Source organism: Streptomyces sp. AC558_RSS880, from assembly GCF_019049255.1.
Classification (GTDB): domain Bacteria; phylum Actinomycetota; class Actinomycetes; order Streptomycetales; family Streptomycetaceae; genus Streptomyces.
This window is the reverse complement of record NZ_JAGMUJ010000007.1, coordinates 409,351-426,460: the sequence shown is the minus strand read 5'-3', so window position 1 is coordinate 426,460 and position 17,110 is coordinate 409,351. Positions and strand designations below refer to the sequence as shown.

The window sequence follows — 17,110 nt, the reverse complement described above, 5'->3', positions numbered from 1 at the left end:
GCGACAAGGGCGTCGCCCCGCCGCACACGTGCCTCAGCGCCCGTTGAAAGCGTCCTTCAACCGCGAGAACAACCCTTGCTGCCCCGGCTGACTGTGTCCGCCCGGGGGACAACCCCCAGACCCCCGGCAGCAGGCCGTCACCCGCCCGACGCCAACCGATCAGCGCCCGTTGAAGGCGTCCTTCAACCGCGAGAACAACCCTTGCTGCCCCGGCTGACTGTGTCCGCCCGGGGGACAACCCCCGAACCCCCGGCAGCAGGCCGTCACCCACCCGGCGCCAACCGATCAGCGCCCGTTGAAGGCGTCCTTCAACCGCGAGAACAACCCTTGCTGCCCCGGCTGGAACTGCCCCGTGGGCCGTTCCTCTCCCCGGAGCTTGGCCAGTTCGCGGAGCAGGCGTTCCTGTTCCGGGTCGAGCTTGGTCGGGGTCTGGACCTCGACGTGGACGATGAGGTCGCCCCGGCCGCCGCCGCGCAGATGCGTGACGCCCCGGCCGTGCAGCGGGATCGACTGGCCGGACTGGGTGCCGGGCCGGATGTCGACCTCCTCCATGCCGTCCAGCGTCTCCAGCGGCACCTTGGTGCCGAGGGCCGCCGCCGTCATCGGGAGGGTGACCGTGCAGTGCAGGTCGTCGCCGCGCCGCTGGAACTGCGCGTGCGGGAGCTCGTGGATCTCCACGTACAGGTCACCGGCGGGGCCGCCGCCGGGCCCGACCTCGCCCTCGCCGGCCAGCTGGATCCGGGTGCCGTTGTCGACACCGGCCGGGATCTTGACCGTGAGAGTGCGCCGGGAGCGGATCCGGCCGTCGCCCGCGCACTCCGGGCACGGGGTGGGGACGACGGTGCCGAAGCCCTGGCACTGCGGGCAGGGGCGGGAGGTCATGACCTGGCCCAGGAAGGACCGCGTGACCTGCGAGACCTCACCGCGGCCCCGGCACATGTCACAGGTCTGCGCGCTGGTGCCCGGAGCGGCGCCCTCGCCGCTGCACGTCGTGCAGACGACGGCCGTGTCGACCTGGATGTCCTTGGTCGTGCCGAACGCGGCCTCGTCGAGCTCGACGTCGATGCGGATCATCGCGTCCTGACCGCGGCGGGTGCGCGAGCGCGGCCCGCGCTGCGACGCCGTGCCGAAGAACGCGTCCATGATGTCGGAGAAGTTGCCGAAGCCACCGGCCCCGAAGCCGCCCGCGCCACCGCCGCCGGCCTGCGAGAGGGGGTCGCCGCCGAGGTCGTAGACCTGCTTCTTCTGCGGGTCCGACAACACCTCGTAGGCGGCGTTGATCTCCTTGAACCGCTCCTGCGTCTTGGGATCAGGATTGACGTCCGGATGCAGCTCGCGGGCGAGCCGCCGGAAGGCCTTCTTGATCTCCTCCTGCGACGCGTCGCGGCGTACGCCGAGTACGGCGTAGTAGTCCGTGGCCACTACGACTCCGCCAGGATCTGTCCGACGTACCGTGCCACTGCGCGTACCGCTCCCATCGTTCCCGGGTAATCCATGCGGGTCGGTCCGACCACGCCGAGCTTGGCAACCGCCTCGCCGCCCGAACCGTAGCCGACCGACACGACGGACGTGGAGTTGAGTCCCTCGTAGGCGTTCTCGTGCCCGATGCGCACGGTCATGCCCGAATCCCCCGCCTCGCCGAGGAGTTTGAGGAGCACGACCTGCTCCTCGAGCGCCTCGAGGACGGGCCGGATCGTGAGGGGGAAGTCATGTCCGAAGCGGGTGAGATTGGCGGTGCCGCCGATCATCAGCCGCTCCTCGTTCTCCTCGACGAGCGTCTCCAGGAGGGTGGAGAGCACCGTCGAGACCGTACCGCGGTCCTCGGCCTCGAACGCCTCGGGGAGGTCCTCCACCAGGCTCGGCACATCGGCGAACCGGCGGCCCGCGACCCGGCTGTTCAGACGGGCCCGCAGGTCCGCCAGGGAGGACTCGCCGAACGGCGCCGGGCAGTCGACCATGCGCTGCTCCACCCGGCCGGTGTCCGTGATCAGCACCAGCATCAGCCGCGCGGGGGCGAGGGAGAGCAGTTCCACGTGCCGCACCGTGGAGCGGGTCAGCGACGGGTACTGCACGACGGCGACCTGCCGGGTCAGCTGCGCGAGCAGCCGCACGGTCCTGGCCACCACGTCGTCGAGGTCGACGGCGCCGTCGAGGAAGTTCTGGATGGCCCGCCGCTCGGGCGGGCTCATGGGCTTGACGCCGGCGAGCTTGTCGACGAACAGGCGGTAGCCCTTGTCGGTGGGGATGCGCCCGGCGCTGGTGTGCGGCTGGGCGATGAAGCCCTCGTCCTCCAGGGCCGCCATGTCGTTGCGCACGGTGGCCGGGGAGACGCCGAGGTTGTGCCGCTCGGTGAGGGCCTTGGAGCCGACGGGCTCCTCGGTGCCCACGTAGTCCTGGACGATGGCGCGCAGCACCTGGAGCCTGCGTTCACTGAGCATCGCGCACACCTCCAGAGTCTTCCGCGCGGTACCTTCCCTGTCCGCCTGGCACTCTTCGTACGCGAGTGCCAGACTTCCCCGCCCAGTGTACGGCCGGGGGGTACACCCCGGGCAAGGCCGGTCCCCGCGCCCTCGCGCCGGGCGGCGTCGTCACCGATAGCGTCCCGGTATGACCGTGACTTGGGAAGAGTCGGGATGGGAGCAAGTGGCCGCCGGAGTGGGGCGGTGCCGGCTGCCGGGGTGGGACTGCACGGCGGGGCTCGTCGTCGGCGCGGACGGGGTGCTGCTCGTCGACGCGGGTTCCGGCCTGGGCGAGGGCGCGCGGTTGCGGACGGAGGCGCAGGCGCTCACCGGTCGCCGTGTGACGCATCTCGCGCTCACCCACCCCCACTTCGACCACATTCTCGGGGCGGGGGCGTTCGCGGGCGCGGAGGTGTTCGGCGCGGTGGGCATGGACACGGTGCTGACGGGCCGCGGGCGCGAGGAGCTGCGCGCGGACGCGGTGCGCCACGGGCTGGACGCGCGCGTGGCCGAGGAGGCCGTGGACGCGCTGGTCCCGCCGCGGCACGCGGTGTCCGGCGAGTGGACGCTCGACCTCGGCCCGGTCGGCGACCGGCAGGTGCTGCTGGCGAACGTGGGCCCGGGCCACACCGCCCACGACCTCGCGGTCCTCGTCCCCGGCGACCCGGAGGTGGTGTTCTGCGGCGACCTGGTCGAGGAGTCGGGCGAACCGCAGGCCGGCCCCGACGCCGTACCGTCCCACTGGCCGGCCGCGCTGGACCGGCTCCTCGAGCTGGGCGGCGAGGACGCGCGGTACGTCCCCGGCCACGGCGCGGTGGTGGACGCGGCGTTCGTACGGGCCCAGCGCGACGCCCTGGCGGCCCGTTTCGGCGTGTCGGACTGATCACGGCGGGCGGGATCCTCGTATCGTCATCAGAATGCGCCAGTACTCCGCCGATCTGACCCCTCCGTGGAAGAAACCGCAGCCGGTCCCCGAGGTCGCGGCCGAGCCCGGCCTGGTGGTGGAGGAGCCCGGTACCGGCTTCTGCGGCGCGGTGATCCGCTGCGAGGCGGGCACGGTGACGCTGGAGGACCGCTTCGGCAAGCACCGGGTGTTCCCGCTGGAGCCGCGGGGCTTCCTGCTGGAGGGGCGGGTGGTGACGCTGGTGCGGCCGGCCGCCGGTCCTCGGCGGCCCGCCCGTACGGCGTCCGGTTCGGTGGCCGTCCCCGGCGCGCGGGCGCGGGTGGCCCGCGCGGGGCGCATCTACGTCGAGGGCCGGCACGACGCCGAGCTGGTCGAGAAGGTGTGGGGCGACGACCTGCGCGTCGAGGGCGTGGTCGTGGAGTACCTGGAGGGCGTGGACGACCTGCCGTCGATCGTCGAGGACTTCTCCCCCGGCCCGGACGCGCGGCTGGGCGTGCTGGTGGACCACCTGGTGCCGGGGTCGAAGGAGTGGCGGATCGCGGAGGCGGTGACGAGCGAGCACGCGCTGGTGGTGGGCCACCCGTACATCGACGTCTGGGAGGCGGTGAAGCCGGCGTCGGTGGGCATCGAGGCGTGGCCCCGGGTGCCGCGCGGGCAGGACTGGAAGACGGGGGTGTGCCGGGCGCTGGGCTGGCGCGTGGCGAACACCGGGGAGGCGTGGCAGCGGATCCTCGGCTCGGTGCGCTCGTACAAGGACCTGGAGCCGCAGCTCCTGGGCCGCGTGGAGGAACTGATCGACTTCGTCACGGCACCGGCCTGACCCCGGGGCTGCGCCCCCGGACCCCCTTTCAGCCCCTCCGGCGTTTGAGGAGCGGGGTCCGGGGCGGAACCCCGGGTCGGGACGGGAAAGGGCGGCGGGGGCGAAGAAACCCCTGTTCAGTCCACCAGGTCCCGCACCACCGCGTCGGCGAGCAACCGCCCCCGCAGGGTGAGGGCCGCGCGGCCCTCGTCGTACGCCCCCTGCCGGAGCAGCCCGTCCGTCAGGGCCCGCCGCGACGCCTCCAGCCCCGCCTCCTTCAGCAGAGACAGCGGCACGCCCTCCTCGAGCCGCAGCTCCAGCAGGATCCGCTCCACCCGCCGGTCCTCGTCCGACAGCAGCTCGCGGCCCGCCCCCGGCGACCGGCCCGACGCGAGCGCCGCCGCGTACGCGCCCGGGTGCTTGACGTTCCACCAGCGCACCCCGCCCACGTGCGAGTGGGCGCCGGGTCCCGCGCCCCACCAGTCGGCGCCGCGCCAGTACAGCTCGTTGTGCAGGCAGCGGCCGGCCTCCGACGTGGCCCAGTTCGACACCTCGTACCAGTCGAAACCCGCCGCGGACAGCATCTCCTCGGCGATCAGGTACCGGTCCGCGTGGACGTCGTCGTCGGTCATGGGGACCTCGCCGCGGCGGATGCGGCGGGCGAGCTGGGTGCCCTCCTCGACGATCAGCGCGTACGCCGAGACATGGTCAGGACCGGCGCCGATCGCCGCGTCCAGGGACGCCCGCCAGTCGTCGTCGGACTCCCCCGGCGTGCCGTAGATCAGGTCGAGGTTGACGTGCTCGAAGCCGGCCGCGCGGGCCTCGGCGACGCACGCCTCGGGGCGGCCGGGGGTGTGCGTGCGGTCCAGGACCCTCAGTACGTGCTGCCGGGCGCTCTGCATGCCGAAGGAGATCCGGTTGAAGCCGCCCGCGCGGAGGGCCGCCAGGTAGGCCGGGTCGACCGACTCCGGGTTGGCCTCCGTGGTGACCTCGGCGTCCGCCGCCAGCCCGAACTCCTCCCGGATCGCGCCCAGCATCCGTACGAGGTCGTCGGCGGCCAGCAGGGTGGGGGTGCCGCCGCCGACGAACACCGTGCGGACCTCGCGCGGGTCGTCCCCCAGCACCTTGCGGGCCAGGCGGATCTCGTCGGTCAGGGTCTCGGCGTAGTTGTCGCGGGAGGCCAGCACCCCGCCGCTGCCGCGCAGCTCGGTCGCGGTGTAGGTGTTGAAGTCGCAGTAGCCGCAGCGGGTCGCGCAGTACGGGACGTGCAGGTAGAACCCGAGGGGTCGGTCGGCGGCCCCGGCGAGCGCGGACGCGGGCAGCGCGCCGTCGGCGGGGACGGGCTCGCCGTCGGGGAGTGCGGAAGGCATGTGCTCCATTGTCCCGCACCGGCCGCGTCATTCCGCTTGCAGCACCAGCAGGGCGAGATCGTCGGCCGGCGGGCGGGCCCCGAACTCGTGCACGAGCTGCGTGATCCGTTCCGCTATCAACTCGGCGTCCATCCCCGCGCACCCCGCCAGGGCCAGGGCGAGCCCGTCGCCGTCGTCGAACTGGCGGGAGCCGGAGCGCCGCTCGGTGACTCCGTCGGTGACGCAGAGCAGGGTGTCGCCGGAGTACATCTCGAAGGTCTCGCTGGTGTAGGTGGCGTCCTCGACGACCCCGAGCAGGGTCTGCGGCTGGGCGACGGCACGGACCGAGCCGTCGGGGGCGAGCAGCAGGGGCAGGGGGTGTCCGGCGGAGGCGAGGGTGCAGCGGACGCCGCCGTCGAAGGGGACGAGTTCGCCGTAGAGGAGGGAGAGGAAGCGGGTCTGGGGGCCGTCGCCGGGGGCGGTCGGGCGGGCCCCCGCCGCCACCAGCGCGCGGGCGGCGGCGTCGGCGGCCTCGGTGGCGTCGTCGAGGAGGAGCTGGTTGAGGCGGTCCAGGACGTCGGCGACGCGGTAGCCCTCGCGGGCGAGCAGCCGCAGCCAGGGCCGGACCAGGCCGATGACGACGGCGGCCTCCGGTCCCTTGCCCTGGACGTCGCCGACGGTGAAGCACCAGCGGCCGTGGCCGGCCGGGAAGAGGTCGTAGAAGTCGCCGCTGGGTCCGCCCTTGTCGCAGGGTTCGTAGACGAGGGCGCTGCGCACGCCGGGGATCTCGGCGACGGCGCCGGGCAGCAGTCCGCGCTGGAGCACGGCGCTGATGGTGGCCTGGCGGGAGTACTGCCGGGCGGCCCCGATGGCGAGCGCGACCCGGCGGCCGAGGTCCTCGACGAGGCCGGTGATCTCGTCGGGGAAGCGGTCGATCCCGCCCCGGCCGATCACCAGCGTGCCGAGCGGGCGCCCGCCGGCGACGAGCCGGTAGGCGAGGGCGGTGCCGGGGGCTCCCGGGGTGTCGGGTGCTCCGTCCGACCACGGGTAGGGGGCGGGCCCCGCCTGCGGCGGGTCGCCCGCCTGCGGTGGGTTCCGCTCCAGGGAACGGCTCAGATCCTCGATACGGTTCTCACTCGCGTGCCAGACGCGGGCGAGGCGGGAGCCGTCGGTCCGGCTCCCCTCGCTCCAGCCACCGCCGTGGCCGGTGGTCTCGTCCTCCAGCCACACCGCGCACCAGTCGGCCAGCCGCGGCACGATCAGCTGCCCGGTGAGCGAGGTGACCAGGTCCTCGTCGAGCTGCCCGGCGAGCAGGTCGGAGGCCTCGGCGAGGAAGGACAGGGCGCCGCGCCCCAGCCAGGTCCCGTCCCGCCCGGGCCGGCGGGCGAGCCAGTCGTCGCCGTACGAGCCGCCGCGCCAGGTGTCCCGGGCGGGAGCGGGCGCTTCCCGGTGGCCGGGCGAGGTCCGGGAGACCAGCGCGTCCAGTGGGCCGGGCCCGTTCTGTTCCGTCCGGGGCGGCTCCGGCGCGAGGATCTCCGCCACCCTCAGGTCGCGCGCCAGCGTGCGCTCCCCCGCGTACGCCTCGATCTGGTCGCCCGCCGTGCACCCCCCGGCGGCCAGGCGCGCCCACACCGTCTTCGTGCCCGGACGGTAGGTGATGCCCCAGGACTCGCAGAGCGCGGCGACGAGGCGCAGGCCGCGCCCGTACTCGGGGGTGTCGTACGGCGACCCCTCCGGTTCGTTGCCGCGCGGCGCGCGGGAGGGGTGCTGGTCGGCGACCTCGACGACGAGCGCGCCGGTCGCCTCCTCCAGCCCGCACGTCAGACGCACCTCGGTGCCGGCGTGCACGACGGCGTTGGTGACGAGTTCGCTGGCGATCAGCGTGACGTCGTCGCCGACGCGGCCGGTGAGGTGTTCGGCGCCGGGCAGGGCGAGTTCCGCCCACTCGGTGAGCGCCTTGCGCAGCAGGGCGCGTGCGGTACCCGGCGCGAGGGGGCTCCCGGGCAGGGTCGCGTCCACCCACGCGCGCTCCCGCGCGCCGGAGGCGCACGAGGCGGTCTCCCGTTGGGTCGGAATGGCCCTCATGGGCAGCTCCCCGGACAGTTCGTACGAATAGAACCTCGATCGCTGCCGACAGGGTGACAGACCGGACCCGCTCATATGCGCCGAGTCACCGAAGTGGACCGCCAGGAGTGAAAACAGTGCTACGCATGCGTTCAGGAACGAACAGAAAGTCGGCCCGTTCCTAGCAGCACCGGAATGCGGCCGGGGGCCCGCGCCGTGACGGGCCCGGGTGCCGTCGCCGCGACGGACGGACGGGGCACGCCGGGCGCGCCTGTCCCGGCGGGCCCTGCGGCCCTGCCCGCACCGTCTTTTCCGGAGGACCGGGGTGTGACGCCCTGCCGGGAGGCGAGCGCGTCCACGAGGAGCAGTCCACGTCCGTGTGCGCCGTGCGGGCAGGGGCCTCCGCCGGTGCGGGCAGAGGCCTCCACCGGTGCGGGCAGCCGCTCCTCCCGGCAGTACGCGGCCGGGCGGCGTTCACGGACTTCGCGGCGGCCGGCCGAGCCGACCACCCGGGCACAGCGGGCGGGGCGGGGATCACCCCGCCCCGCCCGCTCGTCACGCGGTGACGGTCACGCCTCGCGCGTGCCCTCGTACATCTCCTCGATGAGGTGCTTGTACGCGCGCTCCACCACCGGGCGCTTCAGCTTCAGGCTCGGGGTGATCTCGCCGTGCTCGACGTCGAGGTCGCGGGGCAGGAGGCGGAACTTCTTGATGGTCTGCCAGCGCTGGAGGCCCTCGTTGAGCTGCTTGACGTAGCCGTCGACCATCTCGACCGTGGCGGGGGCGGCGACGATCTCCGCGTACGGCTTGCCCGCCAGGCCGTTCTCGGCCGCCCAGGGGGCGAGGGCGGCCTCGTCGAGGGCGATGAGGGCGGTGCAGTAGTTCCGGTCGGCGCCGTGGACGAGGATGTTGGAGACGTAGGGGCAGACCGCCTTGAACTGGCCCTCGACCTCGGCGGGGGCGATGTACTTGCCGCCGGAGGTCTTGATCAGGTCCTTCTTGCGGTCGGTGATGCGCAGGTAGCCGTCGGGCGAGAGTTCGCCGATGTCGCCGGTGTGGAACCAGCCGTCCTCCTCGAGGACCTCGGCGGTCTTCTCGGGCAGGTTGTGGTAGCCCTGCATGATGCCGGGGCCGCGCAGCAGGATCTCGCCGTCGTCGGCGATGCGGACCTCGGTGCCGGGCAGCGGCTTGCCGACGGTGCCGGTGCGGTAGGCCTCGCCCGGGTTGACGAAGGAGGCGGCGGAGGACTCGGTGAGGCCGTAGCCCTCCAGGATGTGGATGCCGGCGCCGGAGAAGAAGTAGCCGATCTCGGGGGCGAGCGCCGCCGAGCCGGAGACGCAGGCGCGGAGGTTGCCGCCGAAGGCCTCGCGGATCTTGGCGTAGACGAGCTTGTCGGCGACGCCGTGCTTCGCCGAGAGGCCGAAGGGGGCGCTCGCGGTGCCGGTGCGGCGGAAGTTGTCCTGGGTGACCTTGGCGTACTCGCGGGCGACGCCTGCGGCCCACTGGAAGATCTTGTACTTGGCTCCGCCGCCGGCCTTCGCCTTGGCGGCCACGCCGTTGTAGACCTTCTCGAAGATGCGGGGCACGGCCGCCATGTAGGTCGGCTGGACCACCGGGAGGTTCTCGATGATCTTGTCGACGCGGCCGTCGACGGCGGTGACGTGGCCGACCTCGATCTGGCCGGAGGTGAGCACCTTGCCGAAGACGTGCGCGAGCGGCAGCCACAGGTACTGCACGTCGTCGCCGCTGACCAGCCCGGTCGCGGCGATCGCCTTCGCCATGTACGACCAGCAGTCGTGCGGCAGGCGTACGCCCTTGGGGCGGCCGGTGGTGCCGGAGGTGTAGATCAGGGTGGCGAGCTGGTCCTTGGTGAGCGCGGCGACCCGCTCCTTGATCAGCTCCGGTTCCCGCTGGAGCCGGGCGGCGCCGCGCTTCTCCAGGTCGGCGAGGGTGATCACGAAGTCGTCGGTCTCGGCGCCGGCCGGGTCGATGACCACGACGCGGGTGAGCTCGGGCAGCTCGGCGCGCTTCTCGACCGCCTTGGCCGCCTGCTCGGCGTTCTCCGCGATGAGCACCCGGCTCTGGGAGTCGGACAGGATGTAGGCGGACTCGTCGGCGTTGGTCTGCGGGTAGACCGTGGTGGTGGCGGCTCCGGCGCAGAGGATGCCGAGGTCGGCGAGGATCCACTCGACCCGGGTGGAGGAGGCCAGCGCGACCCGCTCCTCGGGCTCGACGCCCAGCTCGATCAGGCCGGCCGCGATGGCGTGGACCCGCTCGGCGGCGCCCGCCCAGGTGAGGGACTTCCAGTCGTCGGGGCCCGTGCCGGAGGCCGCCGGGACCGGGTAGCGGTAGGCCTCGGCGTCCGGTGTGGCCGCCACACGCTCCAGGAAGAGGGTCGCCACGCTCGGCGGACGGTTCTCGATCAGTGTCTGTGTGTCGCTCACGACATCCTCCGGGGCCCGCGACGGTGCGGCTGGCTCAGTGGGGCTTGGGTTTCCTCGCGCCGTTGTTTAACTGGCGAGTAACTATCGAGTGGGGATCAGAGTAGAGGCCGACCGGCGATGACGTAAGGGCCTGCGGCCTGTCACTTCGTACAGACGGCTACCCGGTGAACGCGCGGGGCCCGCCGCACTCGCGTGCGACGGGCCCCCGTTCCGCCCGGTTTGCGGAGTGACCCGCGGTAACCGCCGAGCCACTCCCCCGGCTACTTCTTGCCCTTGCCCGCCCCCGCGCTGTCGTCGCTGGAGAGGACGGCGATGAAGGCCTCCTGCGGGACCTCCACGGAACCCACCATCTTCATCCGCTTCTTGCCTTCCTTCTGCTTCTCCAGCAGCTTCCGCTTGCGGGAGATGTCACCGCCGTAGCACTTGGCGAGGACGTCCTTGCGGATGGCGCGGATGGTCTCGCGGGCGATGACGCGGGAGCCGATGGCGGCCTGCACCGGGACCTCGAAGGCCTGCCGCGGGATGAGCTCCTTGAGCTTGGCGACGAGCCGTACGCCGTACGCGTACGCCTGGTCCTTGTGGGTGATCGCGGAGAACGCGTCCACCTTGTCGCCGTGCAGCAGGATGTCGACCTTGACCAGGCTGGAGGTCTGCTCGCCGGTGGGCTCGTAGTCCAGGGAGGCGTAGCCGCGGGTCTTGGACTTCAGCTGGTCGAAGAAGTCGAAGACGATCTCGGCGAGCGGGAGGGTGTAGCGGATCTCCACCCGGTCCTCGGAGAGGTAGTCCATGCCGAGCAGGACACCGCGCCGGGTCTGGCAGAGCTCCATGATCGAGCCGATGAACTCGCTGGGCGCCAGGATGGTGGCGCGCACGACCGGCTCGTACACCTCGCCGATCTTCCCCTCGGGGAACTCGCTCGGGTTGGTGACGATGTGCTCGCTGCCGTCCTCCATGACCACCCGGTAGACCACGTTCGGCGCGGTGGCGATCAGGTCGAGGCCGAACTCGCGCTCGAGGCGCTCGCGGATCACGTCGAGGTGCAGCAGGCCGAGGAAGCCGACGCGGAAACCGAAGCCGAGGGCGGCGGAGGTCTCCGGCTCGTAGACCAGGGCGGCGTCGTTGAGCTGGAGCTTGTCCAGCGCCTCGCGCAGCTCCGGGTAGTCGGAGCCGTCCAGCGGGTAGAGGCCGGAGAACACCATCGGCTTGGGGTCCTTGTAGCCGCCGAGCGCCTCCTCGGCGCCCTTGTGCTGGCTGGTGACGGTGTCACCGACCTTCGACTGGCGGACGTCCTTCACACCGGTGATCAGGTAGCCCACCTCGCCGACGCCGAGGCCGTCGGCGGGCAGCATCTCCGGCGAGTTGGTGCCGATCTCCAGCAGCTCGTGGGTGGCGCCGGTGGACATCATCCGGATCCGCTCGCGCTTGTTGAGCTGACCGTCGATGACACGGACGTACGTCACGACACCGCGGTAGGAGTCGTAGACCGAGTCGAAGATCATCGCGCGGGCGGGGGCGTCCTTGACGCCGACCGGGGCGGGGATCTCGGCGACCACCTTGTCCAGCAGCGCCTCGACGCCGAGACCGGTCTTCGCGGAGACCTTGAGCACGTCGTCGGGGTCGCAGCCGACCAGGTTCGCCAGCTCCTCGGAGAACTTCTCGGGCTGCGCGGCCGGCAGGTCGATCTTGTTGAGCACCGGGATGATCGTGAGGTCGTTCTCCATCGCCAGGTAGAGGTTGGCGAGGGTCTGCGCCTCGATGCCCTGGGCGGCGTCGACCAGGAGGACGGTGCCCTCGCACGCGGCGAGCGACCGCGAGACCTCGTAGGTGAAGTCGACGTGCCCGGGGGTGTCGATCATGTTGAGGATGTGCGTGTTGCCCTGGTCGTGGGTGGGCGCCCACGGCAACCGCACCGCCTGGGACTTGATCGTGATGCCGCGCTCACGCTCGATGTCCATGCGGTCGAGGTACTGAGCGCGCATCTGCCGCTGCTCGACCACACCGGTCAGCTGGAGCATCCGGTCGGCGAGCGTGGACTTGCCGTGGTCGATGTGCGCGATGATGCAGAAATTGCGGATCAGCGCGGGGTCGGTACGGCTCGGCTCGGGCACATGGCTGGGGATCGCGGGCACGCAGGGTCCTGATTCTTGAGGCGTCCGCATACGTGTGCTTGTGCGTCTGCGGTCTCGGGTCGGATCGATACGTAGCTTCCATCGTCCCACGGGTGGCGACCGGAGACGGGTTTGGGCCACTGAATGGGCCGCTGGTAGTGTGGGGGGCTGTGTCTCATGCCCTCTCAGCGCGAGGCACACCCCAAGAAATCACCGGTGCGGATCCACTGCGATCCCGTACCAGAACCTGTAGAGGCTCATTCGTGGCGAACATCAAGTCCCAGATCAAGCGGAACAAGACCAACGAGAAGGCCCGGCTGCGCAACAAGGCCGTCAAGTCCTCTCTGAAGACCGCGATCCGCAAGGCCCGCGAGGCCGCCGCCGCGGGTGACGTCGAGAAGGCCACCGAGTACCAGCGCGCCGCCGCGCGTCAGCTCGACAAGGCCGTCTCCAAGGGCGTCATCCACAAGAACCAGGCCGCCAACAAGAAGTCGGCGCTGGCTCAGAAGGTCACGGCCGTCAAGGGCTGAACCACCCTCTGATCTGACCGTCGGCGGGACTCCGGGCGGGCCCTCTCTCATCCGCCCCCGGCCGGCACCCCGAGCTCGTACGCGGCCTGCGTTCGCCACGCGGGTACGGGCTCACACGCTTCAACCGAAGGCCCCGTCCTCACACCCTTCCCCGGGTGGTGGGCGGGGCCTTCGGGCGCGTCTAGGCCCAGAAGTCGTTCATCGCGTCGATGTCGGCGACGCACTCGTCCAGGTCCGTCATCCTGTCGCCGACGATCCGGAAGACGATGCCTCCGTCCTCGTCCAGGTGCCTGCCCTGCCGGTCGGCCGTGAGGTGGTGCAGGGACACGGCGTGTCCCCGGCCGTCGACCAGGATCTGCCGCAGCTCGACCGTGAACGTCCCGTCGGTCTCCTCACCGAGCCGCCGGTACATGTCGAGGATCTCGTCCTGGCCCTTGAAGTCACCGGCGAGCACGCCGGTACCCGGCACATGGTGCGTGGCATCCGTCGCCAGTATTTCGCGCAGAGTGTCCATGTCTCCCCGGACGAAGGCCTCGTAGCCCTTGCGGACGAGCTGTGTGTTCGGGTGTTCAGCCATCGTGCTCGCCACCTCTCCGTACCTGGGCGACCTACGGCTGACACCTCCGATTCTCCTCGCCCCGGATCCGGGGGCGACTCGATCACCGCCCGTGCGTGAGGGCTATGCCCGTCCCCGCGAGCGCGCCGCGCGGGCGATGGTGACGACCGCCTTCTCCAGGGCGTACTCCGGGTCGTCCCCGCCGCCCTTCACGCCCGCGTCCGCCTCGGCGACCGCGCGCAGGGCGACGGCCACGCCGTCCGGGGTCCAGCCGCGCATCTGCTGCCGCACCCGGTCGATCTTCCACGGCGGCATGCCCAGCTCGCGGGCCAGATCGGCCGGTCTGCCGCCGCGCGCCGACGACAGCTTGCCGATCGCCCGTACGCCCTGGGCCAGCGCGCTGGTGATCAGCACCGGGGCCACCCCCGTCGACAGCGACCAGCGCAGGGCCTCCAGGGCCTCCGCCGCGCGTCCCTCGACCGCCCGGTCGGCGACCTCGAAACTCGACGCCTCGGCCCGCCCCGTGTAGTACCGCCCGACGACCGCCTCGTCGATCGTGCCCTCGACGTCCGCGACCAGCTGGGTCACCGCCGAGGCCAGCTCCCGCAGATCGCTGCCGATGGCGTCGACCAGCGCCTGGCACGCCTCCGGGGTGGCCGATCGGCCGGTGGTGCGGAACTCGCCCCGCACGAAGGCCAGCCGGTCCGCCGGCTTGGTCATCTTCGGGCACGCCACCTCCCGCGCCCCCGCCTTGCGCGCCGCGTCGAGCAGCCCCTTGCCCTTGGCGCCGCCCGCGTGCAGCAGGACCAGCGTGATCTCCTCGGCGGGCGAGCCGAGGTACGCCTTCACGTCCTTGACGGTGTCGGCCGACAGGTCCTGCGCATTGCGTACGACGACGACCTTGCGCTCCGCGAAGAGCGACGGGCTGGTCAGCTCGGCGAGGGTGCCGGGCTGGAGCTGGTCCGGTGTCAGGTCGCGTACGTCCGTGTCGGCGTCGGCGGCCCTCGCGGCGGCCACCACCTCCCGCACGGCACGGTCGAGCAGCAGGTCCTCCTGGCCCACGGCGAGTGTCACCGGGGCGAGGGGGTCGTCGGATGCGGTCTTCCTGGCCATCGCGACAAGCATCCCACGCGCCACCGACAACGCCGCCCGGCAGCCGGTCGCCGGACTACGGCTCCTCCCGCCAGCCGTCCCACTCGGCCGCGAACTCGTCCAGCTCCGCGGGGTCCAGCCGCCGCGACTCGTCCCGCAGGACGACGAGCCACTGCGCGTCCTCCGCGTCGTCCTCGCCGGCGAGCGCGTCCCGCACCAGCCGGGGCTCCTCGGCCACGCCGAACCGTTCCCCGAGGGCCTCGGCCACCTCCTCCGCGGCATCACGGTCGGGCAGCACCAGCACATGTCGCACATCACTCACACGGGCCATTGTCCGGTACCGGGGTCAGCCGCTCGTCCCGGTGCCGGGGTCAGCCGCTCGTCCCGGTGCCGCGCGCCGTCGGCACCGTGTCCAGTGCGATCCCGAACCGGTCCCGGTAGAGCGCGAGCACCTCCTCGTCCGTCCCGGTCCCGTGCTCCTGCCGCGTCCCGTCCGGCGCGGTGACCGTGAACCGCCGGCCGCTGAGCGTGATCCTGCCCCCGTCCTCGGTGATCCGCGAGCACACCGGCGACCGCGTGAAGTGGGAGAGCGGTGAGGTGCTGTGCCACCACGCCCCGGTCGTGAAGTCGCCGAGCACCCTCGGCCGGACCTCCAGGCGGTACACCGGCCGCCCGTTCCGGCTCACGTCCAGGTCCGCTGCCTCCACCCGGTCGTGCCCGCCGCGCACCCCGGCCGCGTCGGCGCCCGCCTCGGCGATCCGGAACGTGCCCCCGGGGTCCTCCTGCTCCCCGCGCTCCCCGAAGGCCAGCGGCAGGTGGAAGTGGGCCCCGAAGCCGATATCGGCCAGCCAGTCGCCGGCGTCCACCGTCCGCACCCGCAGCGCGAGGTGGTCGTACGGGATGCCGAGCCGGCCCTCGTCGCCGTACACCCGCGCGGCGAGCAGTTGGACGTCGTAGCCGAGGGCGGCGAGCAACGCCCCGAAGACGCCGTTGAGTTCGTAGCAGAACCCGCCCCGCCGCGCCTCCACCACCTTGTCCAGCAGCCGCTTCTCGTCCAGCACGATCTCCTCGCCGAGATGGATGGACAGGTTCTCGAACGGCACGGTCCGCAGATGCCGCAGGTGCAGCTCGCGCAGCGCTTCCACGGTGGGCCAGGCGGGCTGTTCGACGCCCAGGCGGCGCAGATAGGCGTCGACTCCCGCGGTGTTCATGTCCCCGGTCATGCCCTCAGTGTCGCGTCACCCAGGACTCCTTGCCCCCTGTTCTCGCCGGCGGTGCGGGTACGCTCTCCGCTCCCCGAGTGGCGGAGGAACCAGCCCGTGCACGACTACCAGCGGATCGCCGACCGGATCGCCGCCGACATTCTGAGCGGCCGGCTCAAGCCCGGACAGCGGCTGCCCCCGCAGCGGTCCTTCGCGCGTCGCCGCGGGATCGCCGCGTCGACGGCCGGCCGTGTCTACGCCGAACTCGTCCGGCGCGGACTGGTGGTGGGTGAGGTCGGCCGCGGCACGTTCGTGCGCGCCGCGCCCGTGCCGTCCGGCCGGGCACTCGCCGAGCCCGCCACCACCGCGCCGGTCAATCTGGAGCTCAACTACCCGACGGCGCCGGACCAGGCCGCCCTCCTCGCGCCCGCCCTGGCACCGCTGCTGCGCCCGGACGTGCTGTCCGAGGCGACCCGTACCGCTCCGGCCGACGGCACGCCGGCCGCTCGCGAGGCGGCCTGCGGGCTGCTGGCGACGGCCGGGTGGCGGCCCTCCGCCGGTCAGGTCCTCTTCAGCGGCAACGCCCGCCAGGCGATCGCCGGCGCGTTGGCCGCGCTGGTCCGGCCGGGCGGCCGGGTGGGGATCGACGCCCTGACCTATCCCCTGGTCAAGGAGATCGCGGCCCGGCTCGGCGTCACCCTGGTCCCGCTCGCCGGTGACGCCGACGGCATCCGTCCCGACTCCGTCGCCGCGGCCCACCGCACGGCGCCGCTCTCCGCGCTGTACCTGCAGCCGACCCTGCACAATCCGACGTCGGCGACCATGCCGGAGACCCGTCGTCGCCGGCTCGCCGCGGAGCTGCGCCCATGGGGTCTGCCGGTCGTCGAGGACCGCATCTGGTCCTTCCTCTCGGACGACACCGAGCCCTTCGCGGCCTTCGCCCCCGAACTCACCTATGTGGTCGACGGGTTGTCCAAGCGGGTCGCGCCGGGTCTCACCGTCGGCTTCCTCGTCGTACCCGAGGGACGGGCCGGGCGGGTGGGCGAGGCGCTGCGCTCCGGCGGCTGGACGGCGGGGCGTTTCGCGCTCGAAGCGGCCCTGCGGTGGATGGCGGACGGGACCGTCGACCGGCTGACGACGGCCAAGCGCGCCGACGCCTCGCGACGCCAGCGGCTGGTCACCGAGCACCTGCGGGGTTTCGCCGTCCGGGCCGACCCGCGGGCGTACTACGCGTGGTGGCGCCTGCCCGCGCCGTGGCGGGCGGACACCTTCACCGCGGCCGCGGCCGCCCGCGGCATCGCGGTGACACCCGGACCGTCCTTCGCGGTACCGGCCGGACCGTCCTTCGCGGTACCGGCCACCGGGCCCGCGCCGGCCCGGTCGCCGGACCCCGCCGCGTCCGGCGCCGCCGACTGCGTCAGGCTCGGGCTGGCGTCGGCACCGTTCGAGGCGCTCGAGCAGGCCCTGCGGACGCTCGCCTCCCTCGCGCGCGGCACACCGCGGGAAACCGCGGACCTCCCGTCCTGAGTCCGGGCACGGCACCACATTGCACCGAGGGCAATGTTTTGATTGCACCGAGTAGTGGCGTGCTTCTAGGGTCGTC

General features: G+C 72.5%; 14 protein-coding genes. 4 read left to right on the top strand and 10 right to left on the bottom strand.

All coding sequences use genetic code 11. From position 1 onward, the window contains the following. Positions 1 to 285: 285 nt before the first annotated feature. Both dnaJ and hrcA read right to left on the bottom strand, forming a co-directional pair. Positions 286 to 1,422, bottom strand: coding sequence for a molecular chaperone DnaJ (gene dnaJ / locus KUM38_RS04090; protein WP_217127858.1), 1,137 nt, complete (start codon positions 1,420 to 1,422; stop codon positions 286 to 288). After that, positions 1,422 to 2,438: a heat-inducible transcriptional repressor HrcA gene (hrcA, locus tag KUM38_RS04085; RefSeq protein ID WP_217127857.1), complete on the bottom strand. Its 1,017-nt coding sequence runs from the start codon at positions 2,436 to 2,438 to the stop codon at positions 1,422 to 1,424. Before hrcA ends, dnaJ begins: the two co-directional genes overlap by 1 nt. A 169-nt stretch (positions 2,439 to 2,607) precedes the next feature. Between hrcA and KUM38_RS04080 the strand changes: the two genes are divergently transcribed. Both KUM38_RS04080 and KUM38_RS04075 read left to right on the top strand, forming a co-directional pair. Then, the gene (locus KUM38_RS04080; RefSeq protein ID WP_217127856.1) at positions 2,608 to 3,342 is read left to right on the top strand and encodes an MBL fold metallo-hydrolase; all 735 of its coding nucleotides are present in this window, start codon (positions 2,608 to 2,610) and stop codon (positions 3,340 to 3,342) included. A gap of 34 nt (positions 3,343 to 3,376) precedes the next feature. Beyond that, a complete protein-coding gene (locus KUM38_RS04075) occupies positions 3,377 to 4,183 on the top strand; it encodes a DUF3097 domain-containing protein (RefSeq protein WP_217127855.1) in 807 nt (268 codons plus the stop codon). A 116-nt stretch (positions 4,184 to 4,299) separates the two neighbouring features. Here the strand turns inward: KUM38_RS04075 and hemW are convergent, their stop codons facing one another. The 4 genes from hemW to lepA all read right to left on the bottom strand — a co-directional run bounded on the left by hemW (position 4,300) and on the right by lepA (position 12,148). Next, entirely contained in the window at positions 4,300 to 5,532 is a 1,233-nt protein-coding gene (gene hemW, locus KUM38_RS04070) for a radical SAM family heme chaperone HemW (protein ID WP_217127854.1), read from the bottom strand. 27 nt (positions 5,533 to 5,559) lie between these two features. Further along, positions 5,560 to 7,596 (bottom strand): SpoIIE family protein phosphatase, encoded by a 2,037-nt coding sequence (locus KUM38_RS04065; protein ID WP_217127853.1) that lies wholly within the window; start codon positions 7,594 to 7,596, stop codon positions 5,560 to 5,562. A gap of 548 nt (positions 7,597 to 8,144) precedes the next feature. Beyond that, complete coding sequence (locus tag KUM38_RS04060) at positions 8,145 to 10,019, bottom strand: long-chain fatty acid--CoA ligase (RefSeq protein WP_217127852.1); 1,875 nt, start codon at positions 10,017 to 10,019, stop codon at positions 8,145 to 8,147. A 260-nt stretch (positions 10,020 to 10,279) separates the two neighbouring features. Continuing rightward, positions 10,280 to 12,148: a translation elongation factor 4 gene (gene lepA / locus KUM38_RS04055; protein WP_217127851.1), complete on the bottom strand. Its 1,869-nt coding sequence runs from the start codon at positions 12,146 to 12,148 to the stop codon at positions 10,280 to 10,282. Positions 12,149 to 12,390: 242 nt separating this feature from the next. Here lepA and rpsT point away from each other — a divergent pair, with 242 nt between their 5' ends. After that, on the top strand, positions 12,391 to 12,657 hold the full coding sequence (gene rpsT, locus KUM38_RS04050; RefSeq protein ID WP_217127850.1) for a 30S ribosomal protein S20: 267 nt from the start codon (positions 12,391 to 12,393) through the stop codon (positions 12,655 to 12,657). A gap of 181 nt (positions 12,658 to 12,838) precedes the next feature. Here the strand turns inward: rpsT and KUM38_RS04045 are convergent, their stop codons facing one another. The 4 genes from KUM38_RS04045 to KUM38_RS04030 form a co-directional block, all read right to left on the bottom strand. Beyond that, complete coding sequence (locus KUM38_RS04045) at positions 12,839 to 13,234, bottom strand: nuclear transport factor 2 family protein (protein WP_217127849.1); 396 nt, start codon at positions 13,232 to 13,234, stop codon at positions 12,839 to 12,841. Positions 13,235 to 13,336: 102 nt separating this feature from the next. Beyond that, a complete protein-coding gene (gene holA / locus KUM38_RS04040; RefSeq protein ID WP_217127848.1) occupies positions 13,337 to 14,326 on the bottom strand; it encodes a DNA polymerase III subunit delta in 990 nt (329 codons plus the stop codon). Between the two features lie 55 nt (positions 14,327 to 14,381). Beyond that, the gene (locus KUM38_RS04035; RefSeq protein ID WP_217127847.1) at positions 14,382 to 14,627 is read right to left on the bottom strand and encodes a hypothetical protein; all 246 of its coding nucleotides are present in this window, start codon (positions 14,625 to 14,627) and stop codon (positions 14,382 to 14,384) included. 49 nt (positions 14,628 to 14,676) lie between these two features. Beyond that, positions 14,677 to 15,516 carry an arylamine N-acetyltransferase gene (locus KUM38_RS04030; RefSeq protein ID WP_217127900.1) on the bottom strand — a complete coding sequence of 280 codons (840 nt, stop codon included), beginning with the start codon at positions 15,514 to 15,516 and terminating at the stop codon, positions 14,677 to 14,679. Between the two features lie 108 nt (positions 15,517 to 15,624). Between KUM38_RS04030 and KUM38_RS04025 the strand changes: the two genes are divergently transcribed. Further along, the gene (locus KUM38_RS04025; RefSeq protein WP_217127846.1) at positions 15,625 to 17,034 is read left to right on the top strand and encodes a PLP-dependent aminotransferase family protein; all 1,410 of its coding nucleotides are present in this window, start codon (positions 15,625 to 15,627) and stop codon (positions 17,032 to 17,034) included. The last annotated feature ends 76 nt before the right edge of the window (positions 17,035 to 17,110 follow it).

What these genes read in the sequence shown, in the direction of transcription:
- holA (WP_217127848.1), bottom strand. Translation starts at nt 14,326, where the DNA reads ATGGCCAGGAAGACCGCATCCGACGACCCCCTCGCCCCGGTGACACTC.
- KUM38_RS04065 (WP_217127853.1), bottom strand. Translation starts at nt 7,596, where the DNA reads ATGAGGGCCATTCCGACCCAACGGGAGACCGCCTCGTGCGCCTCCGGC.
- hemW (WP_217127854.1), bottom strand. Translation starts at nt 5,532, where the DNA reads ATGCCTTCCGCACTCCCCGACGGCGAGCCCGTCCCCGCCGACGGCGCG.
- KUM38_RS04080 (WP_217127856.1), top strand. Translation starts at nt 2,608, where the DNA reads ATGACCGTGACTTGGGAAGAGTCGGGATGGGAGCAAGTGGCCGCCGGA.
- KUM38_RS04030 (WP_217127900.1), bottom strand. Translation starts at nt 15,516, where the DNA reads ATGAACACCGCGGGAGTCGACGCCTATCTGCGCCGCCTGGGCGTCGAA.
- KUM38_RS04045 (WP_217127849.1), bottom strand. Translation starts at nt 13,234, where the DNA reads ATGGCTGAACACCCGAACACACAGCTCGTCCGCAAGGGCTACGAGGCC.
- hrcA (WP_217127857.1), bottom strand. Translation starts at nt 2,438, where the DNA reads ATGCTCAGTGAACGCAGGCTCCAGGTGCTGCGCGCCATCGTCCAGGAC.
- KUM38_RS04075 (WP_217127855.1), top strand. Translation starts at nt 3,377, where the DNA reads ATGCGCCAGTACTCCGCCGATCTGACCCCTCCGTGGAAGAAACCGCAG.